Genomic DNA, 14,368 nt, shown 5'->3' with positions numbered 1-14,368 from the left:
CTAAGGGGGTGACCGTCAGTCCATTACCTTCTTATTATATCAAAATAAGCATAGCCTGTCACCACTGTAGTCAGCAGTTTGGACTATGCTAATATCATACCAAAGGGGTAAATAATAAATGCCACATTCATCGGGAGGCGGCTCTCACGGAGGAGGGTCACACGGAGGCTCGCATCACAGCAGCCATTCACACGGAGGCTCAGGAAGAAGCTCACGCCACGTAAGAAGCACCTATTTCCCGGACGCAAGAAGATATGTATATTATGATCATCACAGACCTGTCTATGTCTATGCAGATTATGACATAACCGAAAAAAGAAGTCCTTTGAGATTTCTTATGCTGCTTTTCTATCTGCCGTTTATTTTATTCACATTTTCTATGTTTGCCGAGGCTTATCATCATCCTCATAAGCTTCCCCAGAACTATGATTATAAAATCGTTGTGGAGGATAATGCAAACGTCCTTGGCAACACCGCAGAGCTTAGAAACTCTCTGGTGGCATTTTATAACCGCACCGGTATCTCACCTGCGGTCATAACAGTGGAAAATTCCGATTGGCAGGGGAATTATTCAGACCTTGAAAATTATGCCTATGATCTGTATGTGAACCACTTTGCGGACGAGAGCCATTGGCTCATAGTTTACTCTACTCCTGACGGCTATTCTTCCTCTGACGGCTTTGAGGATTGGTATTGGGAGGGTATGCAGGGCAATGATACAGATGATGTTCTGACAGAATCAGTAACGAACAGCTTCAATGACGAGCTGCAGAAAAATCTCACGGCGAGAACACGCTATACAGTGTCCTCGGCTATCAGCACATCATTTGACGACCTGACGCCTACCGTAATGAAGAGTAAAGTAAATTGGACTATGCTATTTACTTCGATCGCCATTCTGGCATTTGTGTGTCTGCACGCCTGCCTTATGATAGGCATAAATCCAAAGGCGAGAAAATATGCCAAAGCAAAGCCTTGTTCTGACGCAGCTCAGGAAAAAGCCTGCGAATATTGCGGCTATACCTATGTCGTAGACACTTGTACAGAATGTCCTCATTGCGGAGCGCCTATCCCACCGGAGGATCAGCCTGGGGCACGATTTACTTGATAAAAAAAATCACCGCCTGAGAAGCTATTTCTCTCAGGCGGTTTTGTTTGTCATTTTTAGCCGTACATTTCAGTCTGCTCAGCGTAGCTGTAGATTATCTCGGAGTCAGGGTCAATGGCAACTCCCTTTGCGTGGAAAAGCTCTGTTATGGTAACGAACTCGTAGCCCTGTTCTTTGAGGGCAGGGATTATCTTATCAAGGGCTGCAACTGTCTGAACGTTTCCGTTCATATCGTGAAGCAGGATAATTCCCCCGTCCCTAGCCTGTGCAAGCACCTTTTCAACACGCTCCTCAACACCTATGGCATTGTTATAGTCCTCTGCGCCGTATCCGCATATAAACGGCATATCCACAGCGTCAAACATTGTCTGGTTCACCGCAATATATGGCGGACGGAAAAACTGTGGACGTTCGCCAACAGCCTCTTCCACCTTGTCAGAGGTAAAGTCTATCTCGGCCTTTATTTCCTCTGCGGTCATTTTTGTCATGTCAGGGTGGCTCTGAGAGTGGTTTTCAATGTCACAGCCCATGTTGTAAGCACGCTTCATGACCTCTGCACTCTCGTCTGTGATGTTGTTTCCGATAACGAAAAACGAAGCTACAATGCCGTGTTCTTCAAGCTTGTCAAGCACAAGGGGCGTGGTGTCCGTATTTGGCCCGTCATCAAAAGTGAGGGCTATCACTTTTCCGTAGTCAGACTTGTCACGAAGCTGTCTGCGCTTATTCTGTGAACTGCTGTCCTCAGCCTTTGAGCTTTCTTTTTCCAGACTGCTGTTTTCGCCAGTCCCACAGCCCACTCCCATAGCAAGGCTGAAAGCCACAGCACCCATAAGAATAGTTTTAGCACCTTTTTCATAAGATTTTCTCCTTCATATTTATTATCTCTATGATAGCATATTTCCACTTGATTTTCAATAGAATTTGATGATAAAGCAACAAAAAACGAGCGGTCAAAAACCGCCCGTCAAATGTCTTTTATTTTTCAGAATGTTTCTTGTCCTTGAAGAATTTTCTGTATATTGCCACTGTGATAACAGCATATATCGTTCCCGTTAGAACGCCTGCGATAACGTCAAATGGATAGTGTACACCAACATACAGCCGTGAGAACGCAATGAGTGTTGCCACTATAAGTGCAGGCACGCCATATTTTTTCGGCATCTCCATGAACATTACCACCGCCACTGCAAAGGAAGCTCCCGAATGTCCTGAGGGAAAGGAGAAGTCCGATTGTGCCCCTATTATCCTGTTAAGCCCCTCGACCACCTCGTAAGGTCTTGTTCTGGCAATAATGTTTTTGAGAATGATGTTGTTTATAAGAAAAGTCACCGCAAGGGAGCATGAACACACGATGCCTGTTGTTCTGGTCTTTTTCAGTATGAGAAGTAAAACGCATATGCCTATCCATAACGCACCTCCGTTTGCAAGATATGTTATGAATTTCATTATGGGGTCGAGCCACCCTGCACGCAGGTTGTCCTGTATCCATAACAGTATGTCGCCGTCTAGTTTAAGTAAGGTGTCTAACATTTATCCTCCTGCCATTTATGTAAATCTATCCCTTGAATATATTTACATCAACTGACAAGCCCGTCAAAAAACGAGCCTGTCCTTTGTGTATTAATGCTTTAGTTCATATTTTCGCAAATTAATATTATGATAAGTTCATTTTCGTGTATAAAAAGCTTAAAATCATGTGTCATACCCTTAACAAATTCAATTTGCATAGAAATTTGATTTCCAATTACAACTTAACAGGCTCTATCTTCCAGATGTTTTCTGCATAGTCCTTGATAGTTCTGTCAGAAGAGAACTTTCCTGCATTTGCAATGTTCAGCCAGCACTTCTTAGCGAATGCAAGCTTGTCCTTGTAGTCTGCGTTGACCTTGAGCTTTGCCTGAACATAGCTTTCAAGGTCGCCCAGAACGTAATAGTGGTCAGGAACGTGCCAGCTTGCACCGTCAGTGAGCGCCTTGTAAAGCTCCTTGAAGCTGCCCTCCTCGTTGGACGGAACGCCGCCATCTGAAAGACTGCCGTCAATAAGCTTGTCAAGAACACGCTTTATCTTGTCGTTTGAGAAAAGTATCTCCCTAGGGTCATACTTTGGCATTATCTCAGCCAGCTCCTCTACTCTTGCACCAAAGATGTAGTTGTTCTCTTCGCCTGCCTCCTGAACTATCTCAACGTTAGCTCCGTCATATGTTCCCAGTGTGACCGCACCGTTGAGCATAAGCTTCATGTTGCCTGTACCGCTTGCCTCAGTGCCTGCCGTAGATATCTGCTCGGAAACATCAGCCGCAGTAACAAGCTTTTCCGCATAGGAAACGTTGTAGTTCTGTACGAAAACCACCTTGATAAGATCCTTTGTGTCAGGGTCAGCGTTCACAAGCTTGCTTATCTCGCCAATAAGCTTGATGATAGCCTTTGCTCTGCGATATCCCGGTGCAGACTTAGCACCGAAAATAAATGTTGTCGGTGTGAAGTCCTTTATAGAGCCGTCCTTGATGCCATAGTAAATGTAAAGTATAGACAAAGCGTTAAGGAACTGCCTCTTGTATTCGTGCAAACGCTTGATCTGAATGTCAAAAATAGTGTTCGGGTCGATATCAACACCGTCATGCTCCTTTACAAAAGCGGCAAGGCGGTTCTTCTGAGCCTCCTTAACAGCCATGAACTCGTTGAGCACAGCCTCATCATCAGCATATTTTTCAAGCTTTTTAAGCTCGTCCAGGTTCTTCACCCAGTCTGCATTGCCTAAAAGCTTTGTGATAAGTGCGGAAAGCTCAGGGTTGCAAAGTGCAAGCCAACGTCTTTGTGTGATACCATTGGTCTTGTTCTGAAATCTCTCAGGATAAAGCTCATACCAATCCTTGAGAGCGCCCTTTTTCAGTATATCAGTGTGGATAGCCGCAACACCGTTATATAGCTTGAAACATAGATAGCCATAAACGCCATTTTAACCATGCCGTCGCCAACAGGAGAAAGCTTAGAGATATATTCTCTGTCCTTTTTGAGAGCGTACATATCCTTTATAAAACGCTCGTTTATCATAAGGATATATGTGTAGACCTCAGGCACTACCTTTTCCACAAGTCTGCAATCCCACTTTTCAAGAGCCTCAGCCATGATAGTGTGGTTTGTGTAGTTAAAGACCTTGTGGGCGATCTCAAAAGCCTTGTCAAAGTCATAGCTATGCTCAGCACAAAGCTGTCTTATAAGCTCTGGCACAGCGATAACAGGGTGAGTATCGTTAAGCTGGATAGTAATATAGTCGCCAAGGTTGTCAAGAGTGCCGAACTTAGCCAAATGCTTTTTGAGAATATCCGTCACAGAAGCGGAGGAGAAGAAATATTCCTGTTTAAGTCTGAGTATCTTGCCCTCTTCACAGTTATCGTTAGGGTAAAGCACCTTTGAGATGTTCTCAGCGTCATTTTTAGCCTTTACGGCACCGTCATAGTTACCGCAGTCGAACTGAGCGAAGTCAAAATCCTCCACGCTCTCAGCCTGCCAAAGTCTGAGTGTGCCAACGTTTTTAGTGCCAAAGCCGATAACAGGCATATCATAAGGCACAGCGTAAACGGTTTGGTCGCCGTATTTAACGACTACCTTGTCATTTTCGCATCTCTTAGACCAAGGGTCGCCGTACTTAGTCCAGTTGTCAGCCTCTTCCTTTTGGAAGCCGTCAACTATCTTCTGCTTGAAAAGACCGTACTTGTATCTTATTCCGTAGCCGTCCAAAGGCAGGTCATGAGCGGCGGCGGAATCGAGGAAGCAAGCGGCAAGTCTGCCAAGACCACCGTTGCCGAGGGCAGCGTCCTCTATTTCTTCAAGGTCATTAAGACTTCTGCCGTGAGCCTTCAAAAGCTCGTCCACCTCGTCAGTGATACCAAGGCAAAGGAGATTGTTATAAACGGCTCTGCCCATAAGGAACTCCATAGAGAGATAGCAGGCTCTGCGGCTGTCAAGGTGAGCCTTTCTGCTGTTCTCCCAATCGCTGTCAATAAGCTCCATAACAGTAGCCGACAGGCTTTCGTGGAGCTGCCAAGGCAGAGCTTTTTCAACGCTCGTGCCAAACTTCTTTTTCAGGTCTTTACTAAGTTCGCTGTAAAACAGTTCTTTGTTCATTGGTTTTTTATCCTTTCTGACATTTTATGTATTCTATTGTATTTTGTACTTTGTGATTATCCGCACAACGTATGGTATTGGCGAACATCGTTTGCCCGTCGAAGAAACAAGCAACGATAACAACATGGCTCAATAACCATGAAAATTTTCCCACCGCACCGTAGGGGACGACGCCCTCGGCGTCCCGCACCCCTCGCCGTTTCAACTGCGATCTCATTTGTGTTATCCGCACAATGTTGCTCTGCACAAATTCTGGATAATTTAAACCTTGTCACTTTGAGTGGGATGTCGCATTTCTGTGAAACAGAAATTGAGCCGTTTCCCTACAATGTTTTGGTCAACTTTCTTCTGCCGCAAAATCGCTGTCGCTCTTTGCGGATCTACGTTGCGCTAAGGGATAGAAAAGCGGTGCAGATTTAATTCTACGATATTACTTTTATCTGGTATCAAACTTTCATGTGCTTTTTAGTTTTACTTTGCACCGCTTGTAGGCTTACGCCTATTGAGGCTCTGCCTCAAACTCCGCAGGGGCTTTGCCCCTTGACCCCACAAGCCCTCTAGCGTCGGGCTTGAGCCTGCGCTTTATTGCTCGCTACGCTCGGTGCTTGTGCACAACTCTGACAAGCTATGCACATTCCTCACTCCTCACTTGAGCGTTGCTCTATCTGCCATACACCGCTGTTATCTTCGCCAATCTCTCCGCCAAAGTATCATCAAGCTTATCAAAGCTTTCCAATCTCCACTTCCAATTTGCTCCCACTGTTGACGGTGTATTCATTCTGGCTTTATCGTCAAGGCAAAGTATATCCTGCATTTGTGCGATAGCTGTATCACACACGCTGGACCAACAAAGTCTTACCATTGCCCAAGGCACGAACTCGTCTTTTGTAACTCCAAGATAGTCCTTGCAGTAGCTTCTGGTCTTTTCATCACAGCTCTTTATCCAGCCAAGTATGGTTTCGTTATCATGCGTACCTGTATAGCAAATGCTGTTTGTGGTCTTAAAATTATGGGGCAGATAGCCGTTTGTATTATCAGAATCAAAGCCGAACTCCAGCACCTTCATGCCGGGATATCCGCTTGTGTTGAGCATTTTTACAACGTGCTTTGTAAGGAAGCCCAAGTCCTCTGCGATTATCTTCACGTCCCCAAGCTGTTTTCTCACTTCTTTGAAAAGCCTCATGTCAGGACCTTTTCTCCACTTGCCCTTTTTGGCGTTCTTTGCACCGTATGGTATGCAGTAATAGCTTTCAAAGCCCCTGAAATGGTCTATTCTCACCACGTCATAGGTGTTAGAAGCCGCCTTTATACGCTCTACCCACCAGCGGAATTTATCTCTTGCTATGTATTCCCAGTTGTAAAGAGGATTGCCCCAAAGCTGACCGTCTGCCGTGAATGCGTCAGGTGGACATCCTGCCACCTCAACAGGCTTCTTCTCTTTGTCAAGGCTGAAATACTGCGGTGTACTCCACACCTCAACACTGTCATATGCCACATATATGGGGATATCGCCTATTATCTCGATGCCCTTTTCATTGGCATAAGACTTGAGCTTTTTCCACTGCTGGAAATATTTATACTGCACAAAGCACCAGAAGTCTATATCATTTGCATATTCTTTTCTAGCACTTTTTATCGCCTTAGGCTTGTACATTTTCAGCGGTTCGTCCCATTCATACCAAGCCTTGCCCTTGTTGGCAAATTTCAGTGACATAAACAAAGCGTAATCGTATATCCAGTCTTTGTTTTCCACCACGAATTTTGAGTATGCCTTTTCAGGCTTCTTGCGAAAACGCTTGTGTGCCGTCCTAAGCACCTTGAAAATGACCTCGTATATCTTGCCGTAGTCAACAGACCCTTTGTCATCGCCCCACTCAATATCCTTGTATTCCGCAGGTTTCAGATAACCCTCTTTTTCCAGAGCTTCAAGGTCTATAAAGTATGGATTTCCTGCATGAACAGAAAAGCTCTGATATGGCGAATCACCATAGCTTGTAGGAGATATGGGAAGTATCTGCCAACATTTTTGGTGAGCCTTTTCAAGAAAATCCACAAAAGCATAAGCCTCCTTGCCAAGCTTTCCGATACCATAATCGTTAGGCAGAGAGGATATGTGCATTAAAATACCCGATCTACGCATAAAATGCTCCTTTCATATTTGTACAACTTACCATTGTAATTATACTACTTTTTCCCCATTTTTGCAATAGAAAAACCGCCATATATTTCAGTTAAGAACTATTTTAATTTTGCCGCCCTGACTTGTCATATAAAAATAATCATGACATAATGAAAAAAATATCGAGAAAAATGCAAAATATACTTGACATTTTAGAAAATATGATGTATACTATGATCAACGAAAAAGAAAGGAGCGGCTGCAAAACTTGAAAAATAAAAAAATGAAAATAGCAAGGCTTGAAAAGGATATGAACCAAGAGGATCTTGCAAAAGCCGTTGGCGTAACAAGACAAACTATCGGAATGATAGAATCAGGCAATTATAACCCGACCTTAAAGCTTTGTGTCGCTATCTGCGACGCTTTGGATAAGACTCTCAACGACCTGTTTTGGACAGAAAAGGAAGAAAGGAAAGATGACAAATGAAACTTAACAAAGAAAAGCTTGAAACTCAGATAACAGATGGTGTTGACGAGCGTGTCAAACAGGCGAACGATTCAGCCCTTGCGGCAGTGGGCATAGTGTCGATATTCTGCGTGTTGATCTCGCTTTTGTATCGGTTGTATACCGACCAGAACCCATTGCCTGATCTTATAAGCGTTGTGGTGATGATGATAACCTATACGGTGGTGAACAGTAAAAATCATATTTATGATATACCGAGATCATTCACAGGCAAGACTCTTGACACAGGTACGGACAAAAAGAGCAGAAAGAGCAGAATTAAGTTTTATGCTCTTGATTCATTGGTCTTTGCAGCCATGTTTACCGTTATAGATCTGGTTGTCGATACGAAATTCAGCGTTTCCTCTGCTGTATTAGATGTAGTTATAGGCTTTGCAGTATCTATGGTGATCGACTATCTCCTGCATGAGCACACCATAAAGAAATACAATAAGTATATCGATACATTGGAAAATGATGACGACGAAGAAAATGAGTAAAAAAATCCCGAGAGCATTCAAAACGCCCTCGGGATTTTTTTATCTTATTCGTGAGTTATCATCATGAGCACCGCAAAGTAGTGGAAAACACTTCCCGCAATGGTGAACAAATGCCATATTGAGTGAAAATATTTTTTGCTCTTTTTAACATAGAAAATAACGCCCACAGTGTAGAAAAGTCCGCCTATAAGGATAAACCACAATGACAGCGGATAAACCTTTTCTATTATAGGCTTAACAGCGATTATAACTACCCAGCCCATTGCGATATAGCATACAACAGAAGGCTTGCGGAACTTTTCAAGGTCAATGGAGTTAAGCACAATGCCAAGAATAGCCGCACCCCAGACGATTCCGAAAAGCACCCAGCCAAACGCACCTCTCAAAGGCACAAGGGTGATAGGGGTGTAGGTGCCTGCAATGAGGAAGAAAATGGTGTTGTGATCCATTATCCTGAAAAACTTTTTGGCTTTCGGATTGGTGATAGCGTGATAAAGGGTTGACATGGTGTAAAGTATGATAAGAGAAGCTCCGAAAATAGCGGAGCTTACAACGCCCCAAGCGTTGGAGTAAATGGCAGCGAGAACGATAAGAACGGCAGTGCCGGCAATGGATAGCAGACCGCCTGCACCGTGTGAAACGGAGTTGAAGATCTCCTCGCCGAGGGTGTATCTTTTGGTTAGATCCTGAGATTGGATCTCAACAGATTTTGACATAGTATCATTTCCTTTCCGATAGGACCGAGAATTTGCATATAAGTTTTATTACTATAGTATAGTAACATTTTTTTAGACACTTGTCAAGTTTAAATACAGGTGTAAAAAGTGAGGAGTGAGAAATCAGGAATTAGGAATGAGGAATTAGGAATGGGCAAAGCTGACCAGAGTTGTGCCCCAACACGGAGCGTAGCGAGAGATAAAACGCAGGCTCAAGCCCGGCGTTAGAGGGCTTGTGGGTTCTTAGGGCAAAGCCCTAAGCGGAGCATGAGGCAGAGCCTCATTCGGCGTAAGCCGACAAGGTGCAGATTAAAGTAAAGAAAGCACGCAAAAGAGGTGCTTTATATGAAAGTTGTATCGGAGCACAAAAATCTGCACCGCCTCCCCTTTCCCCAAGCAAACGTAAATCCGCAAAGAGCGAAGCGATTTTGCGGCACAGCAAACTCGCCCGCATGGTATGCAACCAGTACCATGTAAACAAAATACCCCCAATAACTTAAATCAAAAAAATTTCAAATCCCCCCTTGACAAAACATGAATATATGATATAATAAACATATGAACAGTTATTCATATGATGAATTGAAATGACCCATATCGAATATACTAAAACAATAATAAGAAAAGGAGCGCGAAAATAAATGAGCGAGAATACAGTAAAGCATGAGCATAAACAGTGCGGAGGAAAGAATATAGAGAAAATGGAGGAAATAGGGAAAACAATGCCCGTTGAGGAGGAGATATATGACGTGGCAGAGCTTTTCAAAGTCCTTGGCGACCAAACAAGAGTGAAAATACTCTTTACCCTTATAAAGGACGAAATGTGCGTGTGCGATATAGCCGAGCTGTTGGAAATGTCACAGTCCGCTATCTCGCATCAGCTGAGAGTGCTAAAGCAGGCCAGACTTGTGAAGTATAGACGTGAGGGAAAAACAGTTTATTATTCAGTTTCCGATGAACACGTCGCTATCATACTCAATATGGGTATCGAGCATATCAGCGAGTAAAGAAAGTGATCTGTTTTTTTGTAGTATAGGAGAATGTGAAATGAGTAAAATGACTTTGCTTCTTAAGGAACTCGATTGTCCTCATTGTGCGGAAAAGATCGAGAAACGTGTGGGCGAGCTTTCAGGCGTTAAAAGCTCTAACCTTGATTTTATCAATAAAAAGCTCACAGTTGATTTTGACGGCGATAAAAACGCCCTCTTTACCCAGATAGAAAACGTCGTCCATAAGCTTGAACCTGACGTCAGCGTGAAAGAGCTTGGCGATTGCGTTGAGAAAACTCTCTATTTGAAGCTGGAGGATCTCGATTGCCCTAACTGCGGTGAAAAGATAGCAAACCGTGTGGGCGAGCTTGCAGGCGTTGTTTCATCAAACGTTGATTTTATCAGCAAAAAGCTTACTGTCAAGACCGATGGCTCAAACCCTGACCTTCGTATCATGATAGAAGATACCGTCCATCAGCTTGAGCCTGACGTTACTGTTAAGGATTATGGTGCTCAGACAGCAGAGGAAGAGCCTGTGAATGACCATAAGGGCGAGATAGTCAAGCTTTCTGTGGCTATCGTGTTCTTTATCGCATCAATGCTTTTGGATAAGCTTGGAAGCGGCACTGTATGTGAGTATCTCAGTGCAGGCCTTGCAATAGCCGCTTACCTTATTGCAGGTCTTGACGTTGTTATCGCCGCTGTAAGAAACCTTGTTAAAGGCGAGGCTTTTGATGAATCACTGCTCATGACTATCGCAACAGTTGGCGCATTTGCACTTAAAGATTTCCGTGAGGGTGCAGCCGTTATGCTGTTCTTCCAGGTGGGCGAGCTTTTCCAGACTATCGCAGTAGAGAAGTCAAGAAAATCTATCACAAAGCTTATGGAGCTTAAGCCTGAGTCTGTAACAGTTGTAAGAAACGGCAAAACATACGAGCTTCCTCCTGAGGATATCCTCAAGGACGAGATGATCGCCGTAAAAACAGGCGAGAGAATACCTCTTGACGGTATCGTAACAGAAGGCGAATCAGAGCTTGATACATCAGCACTTACTGGTGAGTTTCTTCCGGTCGAGGTCAAAGCAGGGGACAGCGTCCTCAGTGGCTCAACAAACCTGAGAGGACTTCTCAAAGTTCGGGTCACAAATACCTTCCACGAGTCTGCGGTGTCGAAAATTCTCGATATGGTGCAAAACTCCAGCGAAAGAAAAGCCAAGACCGAAAAGTTCATCACACGTTTTGCAAGAGTTTATACCCCTGCGGTAGTAATTGCTGCACTTGCACTCGTGTTTATACCAAGCTTCATTCTGGGTTTTGACCAGTTCTCAAAATGGCTTTATAGAGGACTTCTGTTCCTTGTAATATCCTGCCCATGTGCACTTGTTATCTCGGTGCCTCTTTCTTTCTTTGCAGGAATAGGCGGAGCATCTAAAAAGGGAATACTTATAAAGGGTGCAAAAAATCTCGAAACAATGGCTAAGTGCAAAACTCTCGCAGTTGATAAAACAGGTACGCTCACAAAGGGCAAGTTCACTGTCCTCAGCGTAAACCCACAGGACGTTTCACAGGATATCCTCCTTGAAGCCGCCGCATATGCAGAAAGTATGTCAACTCACCCTATCGGTATCTCCATAGTGCAGAGATACGGCAAGGAAATAGACGGTGCAAGACTTTCTGATGTTGAAGAGATAGCAGGAAACGGTGTAAGAGCAAAGCTTGACGCCAAGGAGATACTTTGCGGAAAGAAAGCGCTTCTTGAAACAAACGGTATCGCCGCACAAAGCTCAGAAGACTCCGCAACGGCAGTTTATGTTGCCCTTGACGGCAAGTTCATAGGCGAGATACTCTTAGGCGACGAGATAAAAGAAACCTCTGCCACAGCCGTTTCAAGACTTAGAGAGCTTGGGGTCGAAACTGTCCTCCTCACAGGCGATAAGAAAGATACCGCCGAAAAGGTGGCAAAGAAAGTGGGCATAAAAACATTCTTCAGTGAGCTTCTCCCTGAAAACAAGGTTGAAAAGGTCGAACAGCTTATAAAAGACCCCGACCGCAGACTTGTTGCATTCGCTGGGGACGGAATAAATGACGCACCTGTTATTGCAAGAGCCGATATCGGTATCGCAATGGGTGGCTTAGGCTCAGATATCGCCATTGAAGCCGCAGACGTTGTGCTTATGAATGACGATCCGTCAAGCATAGCAGACGCAGTAAAGATATCCCGAAAGACTATGACAATAGTAAGAGAGAATATAATTTTTGCCCTTGGAGTAAAAGCCCTTGTGCTTATATTCGGTGCATTGGGACTTGCAGGAATGTGGCTTGCGGTTTTCGCAGACGTTGGCGTAGCCGTAATAGCTATCCTCAACGCCCTAAGAAGCAGCAGAATAAAATAAGGCTATGTGTAGACCTGCAAATGCCCATAAAGACGGCATTGGCTTGTAGGGGCGAACAGTGTTCGCCCGCTTCTCCACAACAACGTAAAAATAAAAAGGCGGACGCTGGAAAAAGCTCCGCCTTTTTTTCTGTCATTGACAATAAGCCTGATATGTACTATAATATTGGTATTGTAAAAATGAACGGAGGTGCAGTCAGGTGGCTAATAAAGACAGACAACAAAACTACACAAACGATAATAAGCCTCAGGACTACTACGAACAGGAATATCAGCGACAGCTTGACGAGTTCAATCGCATAAGCGGTGCGGGCGGACAGCGTGTTCAGCAAATAGACGAGGGCGTGAACGACTTTGACGATTACTATGACGCTGGCTACCCTGATGATCATACACAGGGTACAGCTCAGCCATACGGGCAGGGAAGCCGTTCATCATCAGATCACTCAGGCTCATACAGAGAAAGCACTCCAAGACGGCAGACACAGAGCAGACAAACGTCACGTCCGCAGAACGGGCAGAGCAAGCAGAGAGGTTCTGGCAAGTCAGCAAAAAGCAACAAGACCTCAGCCCAAAGACGAAATAATGACCTGCAATTTGGGAAAAACAATAAAAGCCGTAACGGTCAGACGAACAAAAAAGGTAAAAACAAAGTGGAAAATAAAAAAAGACACCCTATAAAAACCTTTTTCAAGGTGCTTATCATCATACTTTTGGTGGTTTTCATATTGGCGAACGTGCTTATATGGCGATACATAGGCATGGTGAACAAGGTGGAAAGAGGTCAGCGAACGAACACAGATGCTTCCATGAACAGCTCTGATGTACGAAATATCCTGCTTATAGGCTCTGATACAAGAAACGCTGACGAGCGTGGCAGAACAGACTCTATGATACTTCTCTCCATTAACAGCACCACAAAAGAGATAACAATGACCTCTTTCATGCGTGATATGTATGTGAATATCAAGGGCGTTGACGCTGACGGAAATGATATAGACACATGGTCAAAGCTCAATGCGGCGTATGTTTACGGCGGTGCAGAGCTTCTTATGGATACCATAGAGTATAATTTTGATATTGCCGTTGACGATTATGTTTATATCGACTTTCTGTCATTCGTTGATATCGTTGACGCAGTTGGCGGTATCGAGCTTGACATTTCCGATGAAGAGGCCGAGGGTATGAAGCCTCCAATGGCAGAGCAAAACAAGCTTCTTGGCAATAAAAAGGGTACAGACTATCTTGATAAGGGCGGAAAGAAGCTCCATGTAAACGGCAATCAGGCACTTGCCTATGCAAGACTTAGATATGTTGGCAACGCAGATTTCCAGCGAACAGAACGCCAGAGAACAGTTATCACAAAGATAATCGAAAAGGCGAAAAGCTCAGATCCGCTGACTATAGACAAATTTGCAAAAGCGTCAATGTCACATCTTACAACCAATATGTCCCAGACACAGCTTTTTGCTCTTACCTATAAGGCGATATTCTCCATGAATTACGAGATAAAGTCCATGAGAATACCTGATGATGATTCCTATTCATATGGCACATCATCTGACGGTCAATCAATTCTCGAAGTGGATTTTGAAGCCTGCAAAGCACTTCTCAGAAAAGAGATATATAACCAGTAAAAAAGAAAAGCTCTGCTTCGGCAGGGCTTTTTATGTGCAAAAATATAGGGGCTCGTCCCCTGCATGGTTTGTGCGTTTTTAATATAATTTTTTTTATACAAAAAAGGGGCTGTAAAAAAAGTTCCCAAGAAAAAAGGCTGCGATCTTGCCAAAAAGCAAGACAGCAGTCTTTTTTGTGGTATAATTAAAGTATCATGAATAACCAACCACAAGAATATTATACACCATATCAATTAAAATTTCCAGTGGAAATTGAAAAAATAATTGAAACAACTGAC

10 protein-coding genes and 1 pseudogene are annotated in these 14,368 nt (G+C 43.9%); 6 read left to right on the top strand and 5 right to left on the bottom strand.

From position 1 onward, the window contains the following. The first annotated feature begins 118 nt into the window (after positions 1-118). Complete coding sequence (locus tag DW793_RS12305; RefSeq protein ID WP_118158305.1) at positions 119-1,108, top strand: TPM domain-containing protein; 990 nt, start codon at positions 119-121, stop codon at positions 1,106-1,108. Between the two features lie 56 nt (positions 1,109-1,164). Here the strand turns inward: DW793_RS12305 and DW793_RS12300 are convergent, their stop codons facing one another. The 4 genes and pseudogenes from DW793_RS12300 to malQ form a co-directional block, all read right to left on the bottom strand. Continuing rightward, complete coding sequence (locus DW793_RS12300) at positions 1,165-1,938, bottom strand: polysaccharide deacetylase family protein (protein ID WP_252969883.1); 774 nt, start codon at positions 1,936-1,938, stop codon at positions 1,165-1,167. A 145-nt stretch (positions 1,939-2,083) separates the two neighbouring features. After that, positions 2,084-2,638 carry a phosphatase PAP2 family protein gene (locus DW793_RS12295; RefSeq protein WP_022287647.1) on the bottom strand — a complete coding sequence of 185 codons (555 nt, stop codon included), beginning with the start codon at positions 2,636-2,638 and terminating at the stop codon, positions 2,084-2,086. Between the two features lie 214 nt (positions 2,639-2,852). After that, a pseudogene (locus DW793_RS12290) lies at positions 2,853-5,233 on the bottom strand (glycogen/starch/alpha-glucan phosphorylase). 661 nt (positions 5,234-5,894) lie between these two features. Further along, positions 5,895-7,373 (bottom strand): 4-alpha-glucanotransferase, encoded by a 1,479-nt coding sequence (gene malQ / locus DW793_RS12285; protein ID WP_118158304.1) that lies wholly within the window; start codon positions 7,371-7,373, stop codon positions 5,895-5,897. A gap of 247 nt (positions 7,374-7,620) precedes the next feature. Here malQ and DW793_RS12280 point away from each other — a divergent pair, with 247 nt between their 5' ends. After that, on the top strand, positions 7,621-7,839 hold the full coding sequence (locus DW793_RS12280) for a helix-turn-helix transcriptional regulator (protein WP_117876677.1): 219 nt from the start codon (positions 7,621-7,623) through the stop codon (positions 7,837-7,839). Beyond that, on the top strand, positions 7,836-8,357 hold the full coding sequence (locus DW793_RS12275; RefSeq protein WP_117876675.1) for a hypothetical protein: 522 nt from the start codon (positions 7,836-7,838) through the stop codon (positions 8,355-8,357). Before DW793_RS12280 ends, DW793_RS12275 begins: the two co-directional genes overlap by 4 nt. Before the next feature lie 44 nt (positions 8,358-8,401). Here DW793_RS12275 and DW793_RS12270 read toward each other — a convergent pair whose 3' ends face one another. Then, the gene (locus tag DW793_RS12270; protein WP_118158303.1) at positions 8,402-9,073 is read right to left on the bottom strand and encodes a PAQR family membrane homeostasis protein TrhA; all 672 of its coding nucleotides are present in this window, start codon (positions 9,071-9,073) and stop codon (positions 8,402-8,404) included. Positions 9,074-9,714: 641 nt separating this feature from the next. Between DW793_RS12270 and DW793_RS12265 the strand changes: the two genes are divergently transcribed. The 3 genes from DW793_RS12265 (at position 9,715) to DW793_RS12255 (ending at position 14,090) form a co-directional block, all read left to right on the top strand. Further along, complete coding sequence (locus tag DW793_RS12265; RefSeq protein WP_046441294.1) at positions 9,715-10,080, top strand: ArsR/SmtB family transcription factor; 366 nt, start codon at positions 9,715-9,717, stop codon at positions 10,078-10,080. A gap of 40 nt (positions 10,081-10,120) precedes the next feature. Next, positions 10,121-12,454 (top strand): heavy metal translocating P-type ATPase, encoded by a 2,334-nt coding sequence (locus DW793_RS12260; RefSeq protein WP_118158302.1) that lies wholly within the window; start codon positions 10,121-10,123, stop codon positions 12,452-12,454. Positions 12,455-12,653: 199 nt separating this feature from the next. After that, complete coding sequence (locus DW793_RS12255; protein WP_118158301.1) at positions 12,654-14,090, top strand: LCP family protein; 1,437 nt, start codon at positions 12,654-12,656, stop codon at positions 14,088-14,090. Positions 14,091-14,368 lie beyond the last annotated feature (278 nt).

The organism is Ruminococcus sp. AM31-15AC (assembly GCF_003462045.1).
Lineage (GTDB): Bacteria > Bacillota > Clostridia > Oscillospirales > Ruminococcaceae > Hominimerdicola > Hominimerdicola aceti.
Note: the sequence above shows the minus strand (reverse complement) of the source record. Positions and strands in the feature narration are given on the sequence as shown.